Source organism: Ferranicluibacter rubi, from assembly GCF_011603255.1.
GTDB lineage: Bacteria > Pseudomonadota > Alphaproteobacteria > Rhizobiales > Rhizobiaceae > Ferranicluibacter > Ferranicluibacter rubi.
In genome coordinates, this window is the sequence record NZ_JAANCM010000006.1 from 46,928 (window position 1) to 69,410 (window position 22,483).

The following is a 22,483-nucleotide window of genomic DNA, read 5'->3' on the forward strand; positions in this document are numbered from 1 at the left end:
GGCGCGGTTCGACAATCCGTTCCGAGATGCCGCGTTCTACGACATGCCCTGTTCCGACGGGTACACCAGGACAATCTGACGCCTGACCTCATCCAGCGTCTCCATGATGGCAATGGTTTCCTCAGGTTTCATCACCTTGGAGGCTGAACCGGACCGGACAAGCCGTTCCATCTCGAATGCCTGGAACTGCATTCCACGCCCGGTGACCGTTTCTGCGAACTCTTCCAGAATGGCACCTTCCTGGTCGATGACGCGAAAGGAGGTCGGCGAATACCAGACGGATGCAATCTCGATGCGGGCCTTCGAGCCGTAGATGACGGCGGTGTTGGGCCCGGCGCAGTCCAGAGCGGACGTTGTCACCGAGATCGCGGCGTTAGCATGTTGCATGACCGTCGCCACCTCCGCGTCGACGCCTGTGTCTTTGAACCGCGCCGTCGCTTTGACCTCCGTCGGAAGACCCAGAATGTCGAATGCAAAAGAGATCGGGTAGATTCCGAGGTCGAGCAGAGCACCACCTCCGAGGTCCAGCGCGTTCAGGCGATGGTGCGGATCGGTCGGCAGCGACTGCTTGTGCTCGGCCGTCACGGAGCGAAGCGTTCCCAGCGTCCCCGCATCGATGACCTCGTGAATCCGTCGCATGTGCGGCAGAAACCGCGTCCACATCGCCTCCAGGACGACGCGGTTTTTCGATGCGGCGCGCTCGACGATCTGCCGGGCTTCCGGAGCATTCAACGTGAACGGCTTCTCGATCAGGATGTGCTTACCGGCATCGAGTGCCAGCAGGGCTGCAGCGACGTGCTGAGGATGGGGCGTAGCGACATAGATGATATCGACGTCAGGGTCGGCAACCAGATCTTCGTAGCTCCCGTGAGCTTTGAATATACCGAAGCGTTGAGCGAAAGCGGCCGCCTTTTCCGGGCTCCGCGAACCCACTGCGGCAACCGTGAGCCCTGCATCGATCAAGTCCTGCGTGAACAGTTCAGCAATCCATCCCGTTGCCAGAATGCCCCACCCCAGTGCCTTTTCCATCTCATCCTCCATGACAACGTCCATTCCGACCTTTGGAGCACAAGTGGGCGCTCCTCGCCATGGTCGGGAAGCGTTATTCTATATTGCTCGCTTCTGAGCGCATGATGTCCTTTCCGTCTGGTTCGAAACGGCCGTCAGCCCTTCACGGCGCCCGCCATCATCGAGCCTGAGATTTGGCGGTACATGACGAGACCGAGGAGAACCGGTGGCAAGGCGCCGAGGACCATGACGGCGGAGGCTGTTCCCCACTGGACGCCGCCACCGCTGGCGGCGAAGAAGAACGAGGCGCCGACGGTTGCGGGGACGGCGCGGCTGGTGGTCAGCATCAACCCGAAGAGAAACTCGTTCCAGGCCGTGATGAAACCGAAAATGAAGGTCGTCACCAGCGCCGGGCGGACGACGGGACGAATGATCCGCGTCATGATCTGCCAGGAACTGGCACCGTCCATCCTTGCCGCCTCGTCAAGCTCGAGCGGAACGTCGGAAATCGCATCGACGAGGATCACGAGGGCCAGCGGTATGTTGACGATGGTTAGGATCAGCCCGAGGCCGAGCTGGGTGTCGAGCAGTCCGAGCCACTGATACATCATGTAGAGCGGGATCGCGAAAATGATCAGCGGCACGGCGCGCAGGTTGATGACGATCGGCAGGAGCGTCCGCCGTCCGACATCGCTCTTGGCAATGGCATAGGCGGCAGGAAACGCGAGCAGGATCGCAAGGCCCGTCCCGATTAGCGCGGCGACGGTGCTGTTCCACAGATAGGCGTAGATGTTGAAACGGTCCGTCTGCGTGAGGATCCGCAGATAGTTCTCGATCGTCGGCTGGCCGATCCAGAGACCGGGATTGACGGACAGCTCGCGCGCACTTTTGAACGACGTGACGAGTGTGACGATGATGGGGAAGTTCATCGCGAGAACGGCGATGACAAAGACGATCCAGCGCAAGGTTTTCATCATGGTCTAGCTCCTGCGCCGCCGGCCTGCCAGCCAGTTCAGCATGTAGAGGACGGCAAGCGAGGCCAGAAACAGCACCACGGATGCAGCCACGGCCTTGCCGATCGCCCCTTGCTTGAAGAAGGCCTGATAGATGTAGATCGAAAGCGACATTGTGGAGCCACCGGCGCCGCTGCCGGTCAGGGCGTAGACATTGTCGAACACGCGAAAGCCGTCGATGAACCGGATGAAGAAGGCGATGATGAGCGTCGGCAGCATCAGCGGCAGTTCGATAAGCCAGAGCACTTTCCAGCCCGAAGCGCCGTCGAGGGCGGCGGCCTCGCGGATATCGTTGGGTACGGCGACATAGGCCATGTAGAACAGCAGGAAGGCGAACGGCGTCCATTGCAGGATTTCCACGACACTCAGCGTCCAGAAGGCGTTGTTAATGTCGAGAAAGGCCGGACTGTCGCCGAACCATTCGAAGAGATAGTAGGGCACCGGCCCTGCGAACTCGTGCAGCACCAGCCGGTACATCAGGCCGACCATCGCCGGCGCCACCATCAATGGCAACATCAACGGCGCCATCAGCACGGGACGCTTCGTCAGAAGCGGGGCGAGGAACACCGCCAGGAACAGGCCAAGCAGGCATTCTGCAATGGCCGTCAGCAGGCCGAAGCGGAGAGAGAAGGACGTTGCCCGCCAGAAATCCCTGTCTGCAAGCACGGCAAGATAGTTGCCAAAGCCGCTGATCGTCGGCGCGCGCAGCGTCTCGAACGTCACGGTCGAGACGGAATAGACCAGGTTGATGATGGCGGGAAAGCCGAGGAACAGCAGGAGAAAGCCGACCAGCGGCGTCAGAAAGCCAAGTCCCTCGGAGCGTCGTACAATGGTCATGTCGATCCACGGACGGTCCGGGCGTCGCGATGAATGCGCCGCCCGGGGAATGCCGTCACTTCTTGAGGAGGGTCTGCATTCCGGACTTGGTGTTTGCCAAGGCCTCGTCGAGGCTTTGCTGACCGGCCCAGTAGCCGGTGAATTCCTTTGCCTGAAGCTCGTAGATCGAAAGCGCGTTCGCCGACGTCGCGCCGTTCATGACGTAGCCGTATTTACTGGCGAATTCGCCCAGCTTGACGAGATCGGGGCGTGCCTCGGCAACCTTGGCGACCACCTCCGGCACGAGGGCGGGAGAACCGCCACTGCGGGCATAAGCGAGCGCCGCCTCCTCCGTCGCCAGCCATTTCAGGAACCGGGTGGCGCCCTCCTTGTTCTTGGCATTCTTGTTCAGGCCGAGACCGAGGCCGTGAATATGGTCGGCGCGGCCGTTCGGGCCTGCGGGCGGCGCGACGATGCCGGTAACCCCGGCCACGGCCGGCGAGGTTTCCGGGTTCGTCAGATCGGCCGCGGCAGCGTTCCATTGCAGGGCGGTTGCCGCCTGGCCCGAACTGAAGGCCGCATTGGTTTCGGGATATTCGTAGCTGAGCGAGTCCTTCGGCGATGCGCCAGCGTCGTAGAGCGTCTTGTAAAGTTCGAGCCCGGTCCGGTAGGCATCGCTGTCCACCGTCACGTTCCCGTCCTTGTCCGTCCAGTCGCCCCCATAGGCGCGCGGGAGGGATTGGAACACCATCATGTTGAACAGCAGGTTCTTCATCTGAAGCACCGTGCCGTAGCGCACCGGACTTTCGGAATTGACCTGCTTGGAGAAATAGAGAGAGGTCGCCGCCCAGTCGTCCCAGGTCCAGCTATCGGGGTCTTTCGGTTGCAGCGCCTTGCCGAGAAATTGCTGCGAGATTTCGGCATATTTCTTCTTGCCGGCCTCGTCCTGCATCAGGGCGTCCATCAGGTCCTTGCGGTAGTACATGAAGTGCAGCGACAGATCGGTCGGCACGCCATATTGCTTGCCCTCGAACTGCATCGTCTTCAGCACGGCATCGCCGAAGGTCTTTTCGGCCTCGCTGCCGAGATCGATCGGCTCCATGTAGGGCGCATAGCGCCCAATCGAGTAGGTGGCGACGAGGTTGATGTCGAAAGCGGTCGAGCCCGCCGCCATGTCGGCCTGCAGCTTGTCGTAGAAACCCTCGCGGTTGAAGAACAGCAGCTCTACCTTGTCGGCATCCGCAACGCCGGACGTGCCGTTATAGGTTTCGACCGCAGCGCGCAGGGCTGTTTCCTCCGATCCGCCCGGCCAACCGAGCACCGTCACCGTTGCGTTCGAGGTGGCGGGCAGCGAGACGCTCGCGAGAAGCATGGCAAGCGCCGATAGGCATGTCCTGTTCGATGTCATCTACGTTCCCTTTGTTATCGTTGATGGAAGTTACGGTCAGGTCTGTCTCTGGGTCATCTCCGCGGCAAGGCTTGCGACGCCGACGACGCCCGCCCGGCTGCCAAGCAGCGCTGGCACCAGCCGGGGCGTCACGCGGGCATCCATCCCGTCGAAGGTACGGCGCATGCGCTTGATGTAGCCATCGGCAAGCCCGATGCCGCCGCCGATCACGATCACGCCGGGGTCCAGCATCATCTGGATATCGCGGCAGAGCGTCGCGGCGCGGAATGCGGATTGCGCGACGATCTCCTTCGCCCAGGGTGCCCCCTCGCCTGCCCATGTGAAAATCTCTGCCGCCGTTGCCGCATGCCCGAGCCTGGCGGCCTCTGCGGCCATCCACCGGCCCGAGGTCAGGTCTTCCAGCGGCGATCTACCGGCGGAAGGGCCGCGGATGAGCCCGAAGTGGCCGGCGAGCCCGTCAAGCGGCCGGCCGTTGATCACGATGCCGCCGCCAATGCCGGTCGAGATCGTGAGAAACACCAGGTTGCCGTGCCTATCGCCCCTGCCGCGCGACGCCGAAGCTCCGGCGCCGAACCTGAACTCCCCCCAGGCCGCCGCCTGCGCATCGTTGACGGCAAGAACCGGCACGGCGAACAGGGCCGCCGCTCGGCTCAGCAGCGGATATCGATGAGGAATATTCAGCGTTGCCGCATTCAAGGCCGACCAGTGTCCATCCTCGATGAAGCCGGTGACCGCGATACCGACGCGCGTGTAACGTCCCGTCCAGGATCGTGTGGCCTCCGCGATGCCCGCCAGCCATGCATCGGGGCCGTCTTCTCTTCGGGTGGGGACCGTGATGTCCTCGACCACCTCGTCTCCGACGACCAGGGCCGCCATCGTTTTCGTGCCGCCGATGTCGATGGCAAGCACCGCATTCTCCTGATCGGTCCTGCTCCCATAGGCCGAAGTGACAGCATCTCGGAACCAGGCCGTGACATGCTCCGTCCGAGTGATGGCGGAACCAACGACGACGGCATAAGCCCCTGCCCGTGCCGCCGCTGCCGCCTGTTCGGTCGTGCGGATGCGCCCCTCGGCGATCACGAAGGGGGTCAGCCTGCGCATGGCCGCAATCAGGTCGAGATCGGGATCGACCGGCTCCGGGCCGCCGACATAGCCCGACAGTGTGGTGCCGACGAAATCGGCGCCGGCGGCCAGCGCCCGTCTTGCATCCTCGAGGCTCGAGCAGTCCGCCATCGTCAGCTTGCCCCGCGCCTTGACGGCCTGCACGAGCGCCTCCACGGAGGCAGGACGGGGACGGTCGGTGGCGTCGAAAGCGACGATGTCGGCACCTGCCGCCATCAGCGCCTCCGCATCTGCGACAAAGGGCGTGATGCGGACGGCGCTGTCGTCGAGGTCGCGCTTGACGATTCCGATGATCGGAACGGTGACCGCAGCCCGGACGGCCGCGACATAGGCCACGGACTCGATCCGCAAGGCCCGGGCGCCGGCATCGATGGCAGCTTTCGCAAAGCCGACCACAAAGTCGGCCGTGTCCGTCGGGCCATCGGGCACCGGCTGGCAGGAGACGATGAGGCTGTTCTTCAGGTCTTCGGCGAACACACGCGACACTCCGGTTCGGCATCACGATAATCGGAAAAGACCAGATGGCAACCAGCTATAAACTGGTATTATCTCTGCAGTTCGAACACGAAGTCGTAGACCTCGCCCTTGTAGCGGGTCTCGCAAAACTCGACGATCTGACCGTCGGCTAGGAAGCACCGGCGCTCCGTCATCAGCAGCGGCGCTCCCACCTCGCAGTGAAGGTGCACGGCATCCTGCGCGGATGCGCCGCGCGAGCGCATGCGTTGAACGGCGCGTTGTGGCAGGAAGCCGCGAGCTTCCAGCGTCTCGTACAGCGACGCGCCGACCATGTCGCCCGAGGGAATGAAGCGAACGGGAACCGTCGAGGTCTCCACCGCGATGGCGACGTCGTCAGCCGTCCTGATGCGCTTCATGCGCAGGATCTGGCTGTTGCCCGCAACGCCCAGCGCCATCATCTCGGCGGGTGACGGGCGGCCTATCTCCTTGGAAAGCCATATGCAACCGGGCACCAGTCCCCGCGCAACGATATCCTCCGAGAAGCTGGTCAAGGTGGAGAGAGATTTCTCGACGCGTGACCCGATCTCCGTCCGGAAGCCGTGCCGGCGATTGAGCAACCGTTCCTCCTCCAGAAGCGCGAGCGCCTTGCGGACCGTGACGCGGGAAAGCGACAGAGCGTCTGCGAGCGTTCGCTCGCCCGGCAGGACAGCGCCGGCCCTGACCGTATTCGAGCGGATGACGGTCTCGATCGCAGTCTTCAGCCGCTTGTAGAGCGGCTGTCCCTGAGGCGCAGCCTTCAGCTCCCTCCCGATCGATGCGAGCAGATCCTCCCCCATCCTGTTCCCTCACCTGTGAACGTGACCGATACCTGGCCTCAAGAAAATTTCTCGGATCTATACTGGTATTAGAATTGCGCGACAATACCGACACGATCATCCCCTCGGCGCGCAGATCAGGCCGTTGCCCAAGGAGTATCTGAGCCAAGTCTAACGGCTACGAGACACGGCCAAGAAAATTGGCACGGCATGGAAATTCGACGGAATGGGAAGGGCGCTTCCATCTGGAATCGGGCACAAGCCATCGCCTTCAGGAACATTCCTTAAGGCATCCGATATAGAAGATGAGCACCTTAGAAAGACGGGGTCGGTGAGGCTGCTTTGAAGTGCTCTCGCAGGGTCTCCGTTTCATAAGCATGACGGTAGAGGCCGCGTTTGCGCAGGATCGGAACGAGTTCGTCGACAATGACCGGCAGCCCATCGATCAGACGATCCGGCTGCAGGTTGAAGCCGTCGATGGCGCCTGCGTGAAACCAGTCCTCGATGTGATCGGCGAGTTGTTCCGGCGTCCCGACAAACCCGGCGTGGCCTGAACCGGTATAGCGTGTCTGCTTCAGGTATTCGCGCACAGTCGGGTTGGTCTTGCGGATTTGCGTGATGATGGATTCCCTGAAACCGATACTGCCGAGGAACGTCTGGCTGTCCTTGACGGGGCCAAGAACCTCTTCCGGAAACGGCTCGTCAAGCGCGAATGTCGATGCATCATAGCCGATCGCTTGCGACAACCAGGCGATCGAGTAGGACGGCGGGCCGGCATCGTGGATGTCATCGCTGCGGCGACGCGCTTCCTCTTCGCTGCTGCCCAGGCTCAGGAGCAGGCCGGGAAGGATCTTGATGTCATCGGGGGAGCGGCCGTTGCCGCGCGCGAAATTCTTCACCAGACGGTAGTGCTCTATCGCCTGCTGTTTCGTCAGCTCTGCGGCGAACACACCCTCGGCCACGCGTCCCGCCAGCGCGCGTCCTTGAGGCGAGCCGCCGGCCTGAAAGATGATCGGTTGCCCCTGTTTCGAGGGCGGCACCCGCAAACGCCCCTTGATATCGAAGAATTCGCCATGGAAATCGATATCCCGGCCCGTTGCCGCCGAACCCCACAAGGCCCGCACGACGTCCACGAATTCCCGTGCGCGATCGTAGCGGTCGTCGCGAAAGGGAATATCGGGCATGCCGAAATTCCGCGCCGCGTTCACGCCGCGGGTCGTCACAACGTTCCATGCCGCACGTCCACCCGTCTGGTGGTCCCATGAGAGCAGCCGTTCGGCGAGTTCGAACGGATCGTTGAACGTCGACGAGGCGGTTGAGACCAGACCGACGCGGGACGTCGCGGTGGCGACCTGTCCCCAGTTTACGGTCGGTTCAAGGCGGATCGGATTGGCGTCATAGGCCGGGTCGCCGAGGAGAGGGCCATCTGCCAGGAAGAGGGCATCGAGCGTACCGCGTTCCGCCGTCCTACCGATGTTCGCCCAGTAATCCGGGTCGATGAAAGCATCCTTTGCCAGAAGCGACGTCTTCCAGGCCGCGGGTAGATAGCCCAGCACGAGGACGTTGATCCCCAGGATGACATGGCCGGATCGCTTGTTCGTCATGAGGAGAGGCTCCGTTGCCGTCTATAGGGAGACATGGGGTTTCGGTGCCGGAAAAGCGGCGCGCAACGTCGGCGCCAATGGCGGTGGCTCCGTGAGGTCGAGCGCATTGCGCAAGGTTCCTCCAGGAGGAATGGAAGCGAAGCCATCGCCAAGCCATCGCTCGGCGACATCCAGCAGTTCGCCGACCGACTGCTCCAGGCTCGGGCGCAGGAGGATGCCCGCAAACCGTCCGGCAGGAGGTTCCGCGCCGAGCGCGACCACCGGCACCGATCCGGCATTGCCGAGCATGAGGTCGATCGGGCTGTCCGCATCTGCCGGGGGCAGGTCGGCGACGGTCGCTGCATGCCAGGCAATCACGGAGGCACCCGTTGCCGGCGCGGGTGCGTTCAAAGGGCCGGCGATGGAGAAGGTGCTGTTGAGATCGACATGCACGATGCGGTTCGACTCGACCAGAATGCCGGTTTCCCGGTTGCCGATGATCGAGTCGTAGGGCCATCCCTGCTCCAGCGCCCGCACCGCGAAGGCTGCATCAGAGGCGGTTTGGGCGTTCAGCGGCGCACCGCCGCCAAGCCCCGCACCACCCCAGGCGGGTCCCGCCGCCGGGCCTTCGGGGGCATAGGCATCTCGGACGCCGATCAGAAGGCCGCTTCGACCATGGGAAAGATGGGCGAGGGAAACGACACGGCGGGCGATATTGTAGGGATGGTCGCGCTGCGGTGCCGCCGCGATGAGGAAACGACCGTTTTTCGTTGCCCCCGCCAGGGTCGCGCCGGCGGCGCTGCTTGCAAGTGTGACCGATGCCGGCAAGCTTCCGTCGATACGGTCGATGCCCAGCACGCTGAACGCGACGGGCAATGCATCCCATCGCGACAACAAAGTGCGGCTTTCGGTCAGCTCCACCAGATGCGGTCCCGCAAGACCGAGGGCCAGATACGGTTTGGTCATCCGGGCTTCTCCTCAGTTGCCTTGCCCGCCGCGGCCGAGCCGGGCGATGCTGGACAGGGGCGACGTGTCGTTGACGAGGTAATCCCCCAGAATGCGCGCCTTGTAGGCAACCGGATTATGGGAGGCCAGCGTGCGTGCGTTGCGCCAATGGCGATCGAGCGCGGTTTCCTCGGAGGTCGCAGATGCGCCGAGTGCGCCAAAGACATGCGTGGCAGCGTGCAGAACACCCTCGACGATCACGAGTTGTGCTTGGGCGACAGCCACTTCGCCAGCCGTGGCGCGTTTGTCGCGCAGGTCCAGATCGCCCGCCGCATGGGCCGCGGCAATGAGGTCCAACGAGCTGGCGGCGCGTCGCAAAGCCGATTCCGTCGAGAAGACGCGTGCCGAGACTTCGCCGATGACCTGCAGCAGCTGCGGATCGAGCGCCGGCACCGGATTGAGACCCTGCGGATAATTGCGCCCCCGCGCCTTCAATGCCACGATCCCATCGCGCAGGATCGCACGGGTAATGCCCGTCAGAACCGCCAGCAGGGCCGTCTGGTAGAAATGCCCCTGATAGACGACACGCTCGCTGGCCGGAAAGACATCGCCTTCCTGCGCGATCGCATCCTGATAGGTGGCGCTGCCGCTGGCTGTGGTGCGCTGGCCGAACCCCGGCCAATCATCGGCGAGCACGACGCCCGGCTGGTGGCGGCTGACCAGAGCGGTGATCAGCGAGCCGTCCTCGCCCTTGCCGATGACATCGAGCCAATCGGCGTAGAGACTGCCGGTCGCATAGAATTTCGCGCCGGTGACCTTGTGGTGGTCGTCCTCGCGCGTCACCGTCGTGCTGATCGTGGCGTAGGTGCCGTTATTGGCTTCCGTCCAGCCGCCACCCACGAATTCGCGGTCACGGAAACGCTGGAACCAGCGCTCGTTGGCCGTTGAAGGCCTGGCATTCAGGCGATCTTCGATAAATGCAAGGTGATTGCGCCAGACATGCGCAACATTCGCATCCGCCTCGGCCAGCAGAGCGAGAAGATAATATGTCTGTTCCAGCGAAGCCCCCCATCCGCCGAACTCTTCCGGTACGCGGACGAGCGCGAAATTCGCGTCCTTGAGCCATTGTACCTGCTCGACCGGAAAGGTGCGGTTGCGCTCGCGCTCGACATTGCCCTCGGCAATGCGGTCGAAGATCGGCTGGAAGCGCGCCACAAGACCCTCTTCGTTCGCCGTGGCTGGGCGCAGGTAGGTAAGCGAAGCTGGAGCATCCACTGCGGTCATGTTTGTTGTCTCCTTAGAAGTGGTGCTGGATCAGAAAATAGGTGGGCGGCATGGTGCATCGTGTTCAGCTTTGCCTTGCCGGGTCGCGCCATTGCACCATCAGATCGACCGTCAGGGTGCTGAGGACGAAGACGGAAGACGCAAAAATCGTGGTGCCGATCACCAACGGGAAATCGCCATCCAAGGCGGCGTTGATGGCCATCCGGCCAACCCCGTCGAGCCCGAATATCGTCTCAGTGACGATCGCGCCGCCCATGATGACGGCGAGCTCAAGGCCGCCGAGCGTGATGATCGGGTTGAGCGCCGATTTCAGGGCATGAGACAGGTAGATGCGGGTTTCCGAAAGTCCCTTGGCGCGCGCAGTGCGAATATAGTCCTGCCCGAGCACGTCCAGCATGCCGGCCCGCACGATGCGCTGGAAAATCCCGATTTCCGCAATTGCCAGCGTCGCCCAGGGCAACAGCAGATGCCGCGCCCACTCCACCGCGTTTTCCGTCAGCGGCACGTAGCCGCTGCTTGGGAACCAGGCAAAGCCATGGCTGGTCAGCTGGAAGAACAGAAAATAGGAGATCAGGATGCCGCTCAGGAATGTCGGCACGGACAGGCCGACATAGGCGAAAAACGCCAGCACATGATCCACGAGGCGCCCCTGCCAGCGTGATGCGGCAACGCCGGCGATGATGCCGATCGTCATCCAGATGACGAGAGCACCGAGCGCCAGCGAGATCGTGACGGGCGCTTTTGCAAAGATCAGATCGGTGACCGGCGCCTGCTTGCGGAACGAGAATCCGAGCGCCGGTGGCCAATGGAACAGCCCCATCGGAGCGCCCTGAATGTCGGGTCCGCGATAGAGATAATACCAGAGTTGCAGATACCAGGGCTCATCGAGACGCAAGGCCCGCGCGACACCGTCGATCACGTCCTGCGTGGCGTTGCGGGGTGCAAGCATAGCGGCAGGGTTCCGATAGGCGACGCGGGTGATGAAGAAGGACAGGATGAGGACGATGACCAGCGTCGTGGTCGAGCGAACGAGGGTGGAAAGAGAATTCTTCATCATGGATCACGCGGACCTTTGGTGAGGATCGAGCACGGTCCTGAGGCCCGAGCTCAGCGTGTTGAACCCAACGACGGTGAGAAACAGCGCGAGACCAGGGCCTGCGAGGAACCAGGGCTGGTCCTGATAGAGCGACGTTCTCTGGGCTTCCGCGATCATATTGCCCCAGCTCGGCAGCGGCGCCTGAATACCCACGCCGAGAAAGGACAGAGTGGCCTCGGCGACGATATTCGCCGGCAGCTGCACGGCCCAGTAGACGAGCACCGTCGGCAGGATGTTCGGGAGGATGTCGAGACGGATGATGCGCGTCTTCGACGCTCCGATCGTCACCGACGCCTCCACCATCGGACTTGTCCGGAGTTGTAGAACGAGGCCCCGCGTCAGACGCGCGAAATAGGTCCAGGAGAACAGGGAAATGACGAGAATGACGACGAGCAGCGGTGGAATGATGGGCTGCCCCGTTCCGCCGCGGTTGAGCGACAGAAGGCTGAGCGCCGTGACCACGAAGGGAAAGGACAGAGCGACATCTATTCCCTGGCTGACGACACGATCGATCCGGCCGGCGAAAAAACCACTGACGGTTCCGACGAGCGTGCCGATGAGCATTGCGATCGTCGTCGCGGGAATGCCGACCAGCAGAGAGACCTGCGCCCCGTAGAGGGTCCGGACAAGCACATCGCGTCCATTGCCATCGGCGCCGAGCGGAAAGGCTGCCGACGGCCCGACCGGGAGGCCCATCTCGTCCAGTGCCGTCTCCTGAAACTGGTCCGTCGGCCCATGTCCGAGGGCGAGCGCAACGAGCGGCGCCGACAGTGCCGCAAGCAGGACGAGAAAGACGATGCCTGCCCCGATCCGCACGCTGCGCTCCCGCCACAGGATCTGCAGAAGGGTCGGTGAGGACACGGTGTCTTTCCGCTGTCCCGAAATCGCTGCAATGCCCTCAGCCAGCATAGGACACCGCCTTCTGCGAACGATCCGCGGGCTGCCGTTTGCGGCCCGGCACCGCCGCCAGAAGCCGCTTCGTATAGTCATGTTCCGGATGTTCGAAGATGCGCCGCGTCGGACCGGTCTCGACGATATGGCCCTTTTCGAGCACGGCGACGCGGTCACATAATTCTCCGACGACGCCAAGATCGTGCGAGATGAAGAGAAACGAGATGCCGAGACGATCGCGAAGATCGCCAAGCAATGCGACGATCTTTGCCTGGGTGGTGATGTCGAGTGCCGATACCGCCTCGTCGGCCACGATCAGCGAAGGCCGCAACGCGATGGACCGGGCGATAGCAATACGCTGGCGCTGACCGCCTGAAAGCTGCGACGGCAGGCGTCCGAGTATGTCCTCCGGCAATTCGACATCCGACACGAGCTGCCTGACCCGGTCGGCGATCTTTGCCCTGTCGCGCTCGCCAGCGATGATGAAGGGATCGGCGAGGATCGCCTCCACGGTCCGTCGCGGGTTGAGGCTCGCATAGGGATCCTGGAAGATGACCTGAATCGCCCTGCGGATATCCGCCTTCAGGCCAGCGGTTCCCGGCTTTGCATACTCCTCTCCGCGGAGAGTGACCGTTCCTGCGTCGGGTCTGTCGAGACCGGCGATGATGCGGCCGATGGTCGACTTGCCCGAGCCGGACTCTCCGACAAGACCGAGGATTTCGCCTTTCCCCACAACAAAGGAAACATCCTTCAGCACTGGCCGCGATGTCTCGAAGGATCGCCCGAGAGAACGGACATGAAGGAGCGGGCTGCGCGGTTCGGCGCCGGCGGGTTTTGCATATGCCCTCGGCCCTGCAAGGCGCGCAGCGCCCAGCAATTGTCTGGTGTAGGCGTGCTTCGGACTGTCGTAGATGCGGCCGGCCGGCGCTTTCTCGACCACAAGGCCGTTCTGCATCACCACGACATCGTCCGCGATATCGGACACGACGGCGAGATCGTGACTGACGAAGATGAGCGCCGTTCCGTGTTTCTCCTGCAAACGCTTGAGCAGGTCGAGAATCGACGCCTGAACCGTGACATCGAGCGCGGTCGTCGGCTCGTCGGCGATGATCAGATGCGGGTCGAGCGCAATCGCCATGGCGATCATCACCCGCTGCCGCATGCCGCCCGAAAGATGGCGCGGATAATGCTTCAGCCGCGCGACGGGATCGTCGATCCCGACATCGTCGAGAAGCGCGAGCACGCGTTCGCGCCTTTCGCTGCGGTCGATCCTGCGATGCGCGGACATCGCCTCGCCGATCTGCTCCCCGATCGTCTTCAGGGGATGAAGATTGCTCAGCGGATCCTGGAAGACGAAGCCGATCTCCGCCCCACGGATTTTCCGCAGTGTCTTCGGCGACGCCCCGAGGATTTCCTGCCCCCGATGCAGGACACTGCCCTGCACCGACGCCGATGTCGGCAAAAGACCGGTTGCCGCGAGAAGCCCCGCGCTCTTTCCAGAACCGGACTCCCCGACGATGGCCAGCGTCCTGCCCGCATCGACGTCGAAGGTGATACCTCTCACGGCTTCGACGCGACCGAAACGGACCTTCAGGTCGCTGACGGAAAACACACGCATGCCAGGCTCAGTTCTTGACCGCGATATTGGTGATGTCGGCCTGAACAGCGAGCGACGACCATGCCCAGTGGGTAATCCGCTCCGAAGTCAGAGCGATCTTTCGCTTTTCGAACAGCGGGATCCAGGGCAGATCGGCGGAGACGATCTTGTCTGCCTTGGCCCAGATCGGTCCCGGATTGTCGGACGGGAAGGCTTCGGCCGCGAGCGTGTTCAGATCCGCGTTGCTGTAGCAGATGGAGCTAACATTGCCGGTGCCGCACGGCGACGCATCCGAATTCAGCCAGCCGCCCAGCAGCATGCGGGTGCTTGGCCCCTGCCAATCGGGCGCGAACTGCGAACCGAGCGAGATGTCCCAACGGCTCTTGGCATCCTGAATGAAGGCATACCACTGGGTGGGCGGGATCGGGATGAGGTTGAGGTCGATGCCGGCCGCAGCCACATCTTCCTTGACGGCGACGGCAATGGCTTCGAACTGCGCCGTGGTGCGATAGATGGCGTCGATCTTCAGGCCCTTGGGATAACCCGCCTTCGCGAGCAATTCCTTAGCCTTGGCCGGGTCGCCCTTGCTACCTTCGGTCGGATAGGGATCGAACGGTTCGTGGCCGAGGATCGTCGACGTGATGATCTGTGAGAGCGGCACGGAGGAAATCGGCCCACCCTGGATCTGGACCAGATGTGCGCGGTTGACCGCGTAGCTGAGTGCCTGACGGACCTCCAGCTTGCGCAGCGCATCCGCACCTTCGCTCTTGGCTTCGGGCCGGGCGTTGAAGGTGATGAAATTGGCCGCACCGCTGTTGGACGCATGCAGCTGCGCCTGTTTCTGGGTCTGGAAGCGGCGGATGGCGCTGCGCGGCGGAACATCGAGATAGAGCGAAAGATCGGCTTCCCCGGCTTCGATCTTCTGGACGATGCTGTCTTCGCTGTTGGCGGTGAAATCGACGACGATCTCGTCGACATAGGCCTTGCGGGCCTGATCGCTTTCCGCCTTGAAATTCTTTGCCTTCTTCAGGATCAGCTTCTGTCCGTCCTGATAGGATTCGACGAAATAGGGACCGCTGGAGGGGAAGTTCTTGCGGAACTCGGCCGAGTCCGGAAAATATTTCGAGGAGATTTCCGGCGGCAGCGGCGAGACGAAGTTCATCGAGAGGATATTGAGGAAATCATAGTTCTTGGTGTCGGATTTGATGACCAGCGTCTTTTCGTCAGGCGCGGAGACGCCAGCGATATCGTGGCTATCGATAAAGGCCTTGGATGCCGCCAAATCGCCGGTCGCGACCTTGGAGAAGTCCTTGCAATAGGCCTTGAAGCCGGAAATCGCCAGGTTGAAGTAGTTGATTGCCGCGACCTGCTTGTTCGGGTCGCAGAAACGCTTGATACCGTAGACGAAATCGGATGCGACGATCTTACGCTCGGTCGGCCCGGAGAAGAAGACGTCATCCTTCAGATGAAAGGTGTAGGTCTTGCCGTCGGCGCTGACATCCCAGGATGTCGCCAGATCGGGAACCAGTTGCGTATCGTCCTTGATGTCCGTGGAAGCGCCCGGATAGGTGACCAGCTGACGGGTGACGGCGCGCAGGATTTCCCAGGAATCGGTGCTGTAGCCGGTCAGGGGATCGAAGGCATCGAGATCGGCCTGCAGCGAGGCGATCCTCAGCGTGCCGCCGAATTTCGGCTCCTCGGCCTTGGCCGGCAGAGCGAAGGTTGACAGGATTGAAAGGGCAGAGATCGCGATCCGCTGGGAGGATCGGCGAGTGGAATGCGTCATTGGGGTCTCCCGTACACTTAATATCTATAGTTTTTATAGTCTTTTGAGAAAACCAAAACGCGCGAAACTTCTCGATGTGAGCGCTTTGAGAAAAATTAGAGCCGGAATTACCCTGATTATTGAAATAAATGTGCATCTGAGGTCATGCACCCGAGACATGCGCAAATGGAACGTCAGTCGGAAAAACACCGATGCGCGACATCCGCGAACGCAAATCTTCGAAATTCCGATATCGGCGATAGAGGATTTCCCCGGACGCTCGACATTTTAGAACGGATGCACCGCGTCTCGCCGTCCATTCTGTAGCATACCTATTAAATCCATAGAGTAAGGGGTTTATAGATGCTGTCCGGACGGATTCTGAAATCGAACATGTTGCGTTTCGCCGGCATGCTGATCGTTGCGACGCTGACGTCCGGGCCGACATTGTCCGCCGAGAAGGGCGGCACGCTCCATCTCATCGTCCAGCCGGAGCCGATATCGCTGAACCCTGGCATCAACCGCCTCGGCCCGGCCACCTTCGTCGGCAACAAGATTTACGACTCGCTTCTCGGCTATTCCGCCACTGATATCGCTCCCATTCCGCGGCTCGCGGAAAGCTGGACCATTTCCCCTGACGGCAAGACCTATACGTTCAAGCTGCGCCATGGCGTCACCTGGCACGACGGAGAGCCGTTCACGTCGAAGGACGTGGCCTTCAGCATCGGCGATTTCCTGCCGGTGCAGCATGCGCGTTCCAAGGATGTGCGCGCCGAGATCGCAAGAATCGAGACACCGGACGCGTTCACCGTCGTCTTTACCCTGAAAGCACCCTACCCGGCCTTCCTGCGCACGCTGAACGTCGCGATCGTTCCGGCCCATAAATATGTCGGCGTCACGGACTTCCGCAGCGCGCCGGCCAATGGCGAATTCATCGGTACCGGTCCGTTCAAGTTTAAGGAATGGAAGAAGGGCAGCATTATTCGCCTCGTGCGCAACGAAACATACTGGGATGCCGGCAAGCCCTATCTCGACGAGATCGACTTCCAGGTCGTTCCCGATGCCAATTCCCGCGCCATCGCTTTTGAGACCGGACAGGTCGATGTGCTGCGTTCGGGCGATGTCGAGAATTTCGACATACCGCGCCTTGCCGCTCTCGACAGCGTCAAGATCAGCGAAGCGGGATGGGAATTTCTACAGCCGATCGGCTACGTCCACATCAACAATCGCAATCCGATCCTCGCCAACCAGACGGTTCGCCAGGCGATCGTTCAGGCCATCGACCGCGATTTCATCATCAACACCCTATTCGCTGGCTATGGAAAGCCGAGCAACGGCCCGTTCTCACGGCTGTCGTCCTACAAGGACACCAGCGTCGAGACCGTCTATCCGTTCGATCCCGAAAAAGCGGCCGCTCTGCTCGACAAGGCCGGATACAAGGCCGACGCAGACGGCACGCGCTTCACCCTTAGGCTGGTGCCTCTGCCCTACGGCGAACTGTGGTCGCGTCAGGCCGAATATCTGCGCGAAGCGCTCGGTGCCATCGGCATCAAGGTGGAGATCGCCTCCGTCGATGTGGCCGGATGGTTCAAGCGGCTGACCACGTTCGATTACGATATCGCCCAGAATTTCGTCTACACGACCGCCGATCCGGGCATCGGCATTCTCTATGGCTACAGGACCGTTCAGGGCGACAATGCCGGCAGCACGGGCGGCAATGTCAACGGATACTCCAATCCTGAAATCGATGCGCTGCTCGAACAGGGCGCACATGAAGCCGACGATGCGAAACGCCGGCAAATCTACTCCAAGGTCCAACAGATCCTGTCGCGCGACGTGCCGATGGTCTGGACACATGACATCGTCTTCCCGACCCTCTATCGCGACAGGGTCCAAGACCTGATCACGACGGCGCTCGGCACCGACGACAACTTCGCCGCGGTCTGGCTGAAGAAATGACGCGAGTGGCACGCTCGCAGCGGCATCAGATACAAGGGATCGCGGCGGCCTATGGCAGGGCCTTCGGGCTGCGGCTTGCCAAGGCAGGGCTCACCCTTTTCGCGGTCATCGTGCTGAGCTTCCTGCTGGTACGGCTGGCGCCCGGCGATCCCGCCCTGATCCTTGCCGGAGACCAGGGCGGCAGCGATCCGGCCTTCGTCGATGAATTGCGCCACCATCTCGGCCTCGACGGTCCGCTTCTCTTTCAGCTCTGGCGCTATCTCCAGAACATCGCCAGCTTCGATTTCGGCATCTCCTATCGCGATCAGCGCCCTGTCCTCGACATCGTTCTGGAGAAGGTCCCCGCGACGCTGCTTCTGACCGGCAGCGCCTTCGTGTTCTCCATCGTTCTCGGGGTCACACTCGGGGCGCTTTCCGCACGCCGGCCGGGATCGGCTGTCGATGTCGTCATCACGACGATCTCGGTCGCCTTTTTCGCCATGCCGATGTTCTGGGTCGGCCTCGTCTTCATCATCGTCTTTGCGGTGAAACTCGGCTGGCTGCCATCCTACGGCATGGAAACCACCGCCGTCTCGGCACGCGGCGGCTGGGCCGCCCTTGGCGACCGGTTGTCCCATATGGTTCTGCCCGTGCTGACGCTCGGCTTCTTCTACATGTCGGTCCACGCACGCGTCAGCCGCACGGCCCTCCTGCAGATTTCCGCAATGGATTTCATTCGCACCGCCCGCGCCAAGGGCCTGTCGCCCTGGCGGATCTGGCGCGACCATCTGCTGCGCAACGCGCTTTTGCCGACGATCACGGTCGCATCCCTGCAGGCCGGGCAGTTGATCGGCGGCTCCATCCTTGTCGAAACCGTCTTTGCCTGGCCTGGCATCGGCCGACTGGCCTTCAATGCCCTTTCGGGCCGCGACTACAATGTGCTTCTCGCCGTGTTCATCCTGTCCTCCCTTGGCGTCATCATCGCCAACCTGATCGCCGACGCGGCTTACCGGCTGATCGATCCGCGTCTGGAACGGGAGGGGAAAACATGAAACGCCGCTTAAGCCGCCCCTTCCTGACACTGCCCGTCCTTTTCGGCCTGATCGTCCTCGCCCTGCTCGTCTTTTGCGTCATCTTCGCCGATCTCCTCTACCCGGGAAATCCATGGCGCATGGTGGCACGGCCCAACCTGCCGCCACTGTCTCCCGGATTTCCGGCGGGCACCGACATGCTCGGCCGCGATCTTGCTGCTGGTCTCGTCCATGGAAGCCGCGCAACGCTCGTGGTCGCCTTCAGCGTCGTTGCTTTCGCGGTCGGTTTGGGCAGCGCCATCGGGCTGGCGGCCGGGTATCTCGGCGCGGCAATCGACGAAGGGCTCATGCGCTTTACCGAATTCTTCCAGACCATTCCCGGGTTCCTCCTGACGATCATGATCGTCGCGATCTTTTCTCCCACACGCTGGACGGTCATTCTTGCGATCGCCTTGATGGCCTGGCCGCCCATCGTCCGCGTCGTGCGCGCAGAGGTGCTTTCGCTTCGCCGACTGGACTGGGTGCGGGCCGCGCGGGTGAGCGGTTTGTCCCACATTCGCATCGCGCTCCTGCATGTCCTGCCCAATGTCCTGCCGCAGATCGTGGTCCAGTCGTCGCTTCTTCTGGCCAGCGCCATCATGATCGAGTCCGGCATCAGTTTCCTCGGGCTCGGCAGTCGCGACGCCGTGTCCTGGGGCTTCCTGCTGGGGTCCGGACGCACGGCCTTCAGCGTCAACTGGTGGCTGTCGACGCTTCCGGGCCTTGCCATTTTCCTCACCGTGCTCGCCTTCAATCTGGTGGGCGACGGACTGGAACGCTGGCTCGATCCGAAGCGGAGCCGGAGAGCCGGCCCGTGACCCAGACCCAGACCCAGACCCAGCCTCGTCCCTCCCCTCTGGTTTCCATCGAAAATATCGACATCGCATTGCCAGCCGGCAGCGACCGAAAATTCGCGGTTTCCGGTGCAACGATCTCGATCGACCGAGGCGAAGTGCTCTGCATCGTCGGCGAAAGCGGGTCCGGGAAATCCGTGCTGGCCTCCGCCATTGCTGGGCTTCTGCCGGGCGATGGCTTGCAGGTGACGAAGGGCCGGCTGCTTTTCGACGGACAGGATGTCTTGTCGCTCAACGAGCCGCAGCTTCGCAGACTGCGCGGCGCAAGGATCGGCTTTATTTTCCAGGAACCGATGACGGCGCTCAATCCGCTCCTGACCGTCGGGCGTCAGCTTGCAGAGGCGCTGGAAGCGCATGGCCATCCCGCCTCGCCGGCAAGAATCGGCGAATTGTTTTCCGCCATGCAACTGCCCGAACCCGAAACGATCGGCCGGCGTTATCCCCACGAACTTTCCGGCGGGCAGAGGCAGCGCGTGGCGATCGCCATGGCCATGGCCTGCGGTCCGGACCTCCTGATCGCAGACGAACCGACGACGGCGCTCGACGTGACGACGCAGGCCGAAATCCTGAAGCTGATCCTGGCACTCCGCGTCAGCCATAAGCTGGCGGTCTTGTTCATCACCCATGATTTCGGCGTCGTGCGCGAGATCGCAGATCGGGTCGCCGTCATGCAGAACGGCGAGATCATCGAGGTGGGCAACGCAAGGTCCGTGCTCGATACCCCGCAACAGCCTTATACACGTCGCCTCCTTGCCGCCGTGCCGACCCTCGATGCCCTCAGGCGGCCGTCCCTCACGGATCGCGTCGCCCTTCTCGAACTCGACGGCATCGAAAAGACCCATGCCGCCAGACGTGGGTTCTTTGCGGCGAAAGGCCGATCGGTCATCGCACTTGACGGTGTAGACCTCGAACTGCGCGAAGGGGAGACGCTTGCGCTCGTCGGCGAAAGCGGCTCGGGGAAGTCGACGCTCGGACAGGTGATCACCGGTCTGATCGAACGGGACGCCGGACATTTCCGGCTGTTCGGCGACGACATCGCACGAGCCGGCGATCTTTTCACATCGCAGCGGCGGCCGGCGGTCCAGATGGTTTTCCAGGACCCTCAATCCTCGCTCAATCCGCGCCACGACGTCCGCCGCATTCTGACCGAACCGGTTCTGCGGGCAGGCCTGAGCAAGGCCGAGGCGCATGCGCGTATGGCAATGCTCCTTGCGCGCGTCGGCCTCGATGCGTCCGTGGCAGATCGCAAGCCGCATGCGTTTTCAGGTGGCCAGCGCCAGCGCATCGGCCTTGCGCGCGCATTGATGCACCAGCCGAGACTGCTCGTCGCCGACGAGCCGGTCTCGGCGCTCGACGTGTCGGTCCAGGCGCAGGTTCTGGACCTCCTTGCGGAGCTACAGCGCGACCTCGGGCTCGCCATGCTGTTCATCACTCACGATCTGCGGGTTGCCGCGAAGGTTGCCGATCGTATTGCCGTGATGCAGCAGGGGCGGATCGTCGAGGCGGCGGCAACCGACGACCTCCTGCACAGGCCACAATCCGCCTACGCCCGCGCGCTGCTTGCCGCCATACCGGGACGGGCGCATGAGGCCGACTTCCCTCACCTCAAACGTCTTCAACGGGATACGGCATGACCGGAAACATTCATCTTCACTGGTACCTGCCGACGAATGGCGACAGCCGGGGTCTGACAGGCTCCGGGAACGATAGCCATATCGTCGAATTTTCCGGCGGCTTCCGCCCACCGACGCTTGCCTATCTCGGCGACGTCGCCCGCGCCGCGGAGGCGCAACAGTTCCATGCCGTGCTGACGCCGACCGGCACATGGTGCGAGGATGCCTGGATCGCGACCGCCGCTCTCTCGCGTGAAACGACGCGTCTCAAGTTCCTGGTGGCCTTCCGGCCGGGTCTGATATCGCCGACGCTGGTTGCCCATCAGGCGGCGACGTTCCAGAGAATGACCGACGGTCGTCTGCTTCTGAACGTCGTCACCGGTGGCGATCGCTTCGAACAGGCGCGTTTCGGCGATCATCTGGACCACGATGCCCGCTATGAGCGGACGGCGGAATTCCTGTCCGTGGTCCGCGGCGTAACTTCGGCACACGCGGACCGTCCCTTTTCCTTCAAGGGCAAGCACTACGATATCCGCGAAGCCAGTATCGACACCGGTTCCCATGGTCTGCCGCCCGTCTTTTTCGGAGGCGCCAGCCCCGCAGCGCAGGATGTGGCGGTGGCGCATGCCGACGTCTATCTGGTCTGGGGCCGCCCGCCAGCGGTCGAGGCCGAAACGATCCGCACGCTCAAGGCGCGCGCCGCCGCCGGTGGGCGTTCGCTGCGCTTCGGTGTACGGCTGCACGTCATTTCCCGCGATACCGAAGATGAGGCCTGGGCCGTGGCGGACAAGCTGCTCGGCTGGCTCTCGCCGGACCGGGTGCGAAAGGCGCAGGAACTGCTCGCCAAATCGGAGTCCATCGGCCAGAGCCAGATGTCGGCATTGAACGCGGGGCGCGAAGGCCTGCCGACCTCGGCGCGCGCCCTGGAAATCCACCCCGGTCTCTGGGCCGGCTACGGCCTGGTGCGCGGCGGGGCAGGTACGGCTCTGGTCGGAAGCCATGCGCAGGTCGCCGACCTTATCGAAACCTATCATCATGCCGGCTTCGACCACTTCATCCTTTCCGGCCAGCCCCATCTCGAAGAGGCCTGGCACTTTGGCGAAGGCGCCGCAGCCATTCTCAGAGCGCGCGGTCTCCTCGCGCCGATATCGTCGTAACAACGCGACAAGCCCTGCCGCACGTCGTGGCCGCCTCCGCCTTCAAGACCAA

General features: G+C 62.5%; 18 protein-coding genes. 5 read left to right on the plus strand and 13 right to left on the minus strand.

The features are described 5' to 3' along the window. Positions 1-36: 36 nt before the first annotated feature. The 13 genes from G8E10_RS13180 to G8E10_RS13240 all read right to left on the minus strand — a co-directional run bounded on the left by G8E10_RS13180 (position 37) and on the right by G8E10_RS13240 (position 15,820). Complete coding sequence (locus G8E10_RS13180) at positions 37-1,029, minus strand: Gfo/Idh/MocA family protein (RefSeq protein ID WP_167129573.1); 993 nt, start codon at positions 1,027-1,029, stop codon at positions 37-39. Between the two features lie 134 nt (positions 1,030-1,163). Further along, the gene (locus G8E10_RS13185) at positions 1,164-1,985 is read right to left on the minus strand and encodes a carbohydrate ABC transporter permease (protein ID WP_110729160.1); all 822 of its coding nucleotides are present in this window, start codon (positions 1,983-1,985) and stop codon (positions 1,164-1,166) included. A gap of 3 nt (positions 1,986-1,988) precedes the next feature. Further along, positions 1,989-2,858: a carbohydrate ABC transporter permease gene (locus G8E10_RS13190; protein WP_110802153.1), complete on the minus strand. Its 870-nt coding sequence runs from the start codon at positions 2,856-2,858 to the stop codon at positions 1,989-1,991. A gap of 55 nt (positions 2,859-2,913) precedes the next feature. Further along, positions 2,914-4,245: an extracellular solute-binding protein gene (locus G8E10_RS13195; RefSeq protein ID WP_167129575.1), complete on the minus strand. Its 1,332-nt coding sequence runs from the start codon at positions 4,243-4,245 to the stop codon at positions 2,914-2,916. A 36-nt stretch (positions 4,246-4,281) separates the two neighbouring features. Beyond that, positions 4,282-5,844 carry a putative N-acetylmannosamine-6-phosphate 2-epimerase gene (locus G8E10_RS13200; protein ID WP_167129577.1) on the minus strand — a complete coding sequence of 521 codons (1,563 nt, stop codon included), beginning with the start codon at positions 5,842-5,844 and terminating at the stop codon, positions 4,282-4,284. A gap of 68 nt (positions 5,845-5,912) precedes the next feature. Beyond that, positions 5,913-6,659, minus strand: coding sequence for a GntR family transcriptional regulator (locus tag G8E10_RS13205; RefSeq protein WP_110736566.1), 747 nt, complete (start codon positions 6,657-6,659; stop codon positions 5,913-5,915). Between the two features lie 293 nt (positions 6,660-6,952). After that, positions 6,953-8,242, minus strand: a complete 1,290-nt coding sequence (locus tag G8E10_RS13210) for an NtaA/DmoA family FMN-dependent monooxygenase (protein WP_167129579.1) — start codon at positions 8,240-8,242, stop codon at positions 6,953-6,955. Positions 8,243-8,263: 21 nt separating this feature from the next. Continuing rightward, entirely contained in the window at positions 8,264-9,187 is a 924-nt protein-coding gene (locus G8E10_RS13215) for an LLM class flavin-dependent oxidoreductase (RefSeq protein ID WP_167129582.1), read from the minus strand. Positions 9,188-9,199: 12 nt separating this feature from the next. Then, positions 9,200-10,450: an acyl-CoA dehydrogenase family protein gene (locus tag G8E10_RS13220; protein WP_167129584.1), complete on the minus strand. Its 1,251-nt coding sequence runs from the start codon at positions 10,448-10,450 to the stop codon at positions 9,200-9,202. A gap of 64 nt (positions 10,451-10,514) precedes the next feature. Further along, positions 10,515-11,507 (minus strand): ABC transporter permease, encoded by a 993-nt coding sequence (locus G8E10_RS13225; protein WP_167129586.1) that lies wholly within the window; start codon positions 11,505-11,507, stop codon positions 10,515-10,517. A gap of 3 nt (positions 11,508-11,510) precedes the next feature. Further along, a complete protein-coding gene (locus tag G8E10_RS13230) occupies positions 11,511-12,407 on the minus strand; it encodes an ABC transporter permease (protein ID WP_343289747.1) in 897 nt (298 codons plus the stop codon). Between the two features lie 37 nt (positions 12,408-12,444). Further along, the gene (locus G8E10_RS13235; RefSeq protein ID WP_167129590.1) at positions 12,445-14,055 is read right to left on the minus strand and encodes a dipeptide ABC transporter ATP-binding protein; all 1,611 of its coding nucleotides are present in this window, start codon (positions 14,053-14,055) and stop codon (positions 12,445-12,447) included. Positions 14,056-14,062: 7 nt separating this feature from the next. Then, positions 14,063-15,820: an ABC transporter substrate-binding protein gene (locus G8E10_RS13240; RefSeq protein WP_167129592.1), complete on the minus strand. Its 1,758-nt coding sequence runs from the start codon at positions 15,818-15,820 to the stop codon at positions 14,063-14,065. Between the two features lie 372 nt (positions 15,821-16,192). On the opposite strand from G8E10_RS13240, the gene G8E10_RS13245 reads away from it, so the two are divergent. The 5 genes from G8E10_RS13245 to G8E10_RS13260 are packed head-to-tail and all read left to right on the plus strand — an operon-like array spanning position 16,193 to position 22,431. Continuing rightward, positions 16,193-17,758, plus strand: coding sequence for an ABC transporter substrate-binding protein (locus G8E10_RS13245; protein WP_245506914.1), 1,566 nt, complete (start codon positions 16,193-16,195; stop codon positions 17,756-17,758). Further along, positions 17,755-18,789: an ABC transporter permease gene (locus G8E10_RS13250; protein WP_165906798.1), complete on the plus strand. Its 1,035-nt coding sequence runs from the start codon at positions 17,755-17,757 to the stop codon at positions 18,787-18,789. Before G8E10_RS13245 ends, G8E10_RS13250 begins: the two co-directional genes overlap by 4 nt. Beyond that, on the plus strand, positions 18,786-19,625 hold the full coding sequence (locus G8E10_RS25970; protein WP_110802112.1) for an ABC transporter permease: 840 nt from the start codon (positions 18,786-18,788) through the stop codon (positions 19,623-19,625). The genes G8E10_RS13250 and G8E10_RS25970 overlap by 4 nt, the downstream gene beginning before the upstream one ends. Then, complete coding sequence (locus G8E10_RS13255) at positions 19,622-21,295, plus strand: dipeptide ABC transporter ATP-binding protein (protein WP_343289751.1); 1,674 nt, start codon at positions 19,622-19,624, stop codon at positions 21,293-21,295. The genes G8E10_RS25970 and G8E10_RS13255 overlap by 4 nt, the downstream gene beginning before the upstream one ends. Then, positions 21,292-22,431, plus strand: coding sequence for an LLM class flavin-dependent oxidoreductase (locus tag G8E10_RS13260; protein ID WP_167129596.1), 1,140 nt, complete (start codon positions 21,292-21,294; stop codon positions 22,429-22,431). The genes G8E10_RS13255 and G8E10_RS13260 overlap by 4 nt, the downstream gene beginning before the upstream one ends. Positions 22,432-22,483 lie beyond the last annotated feature (52 nt).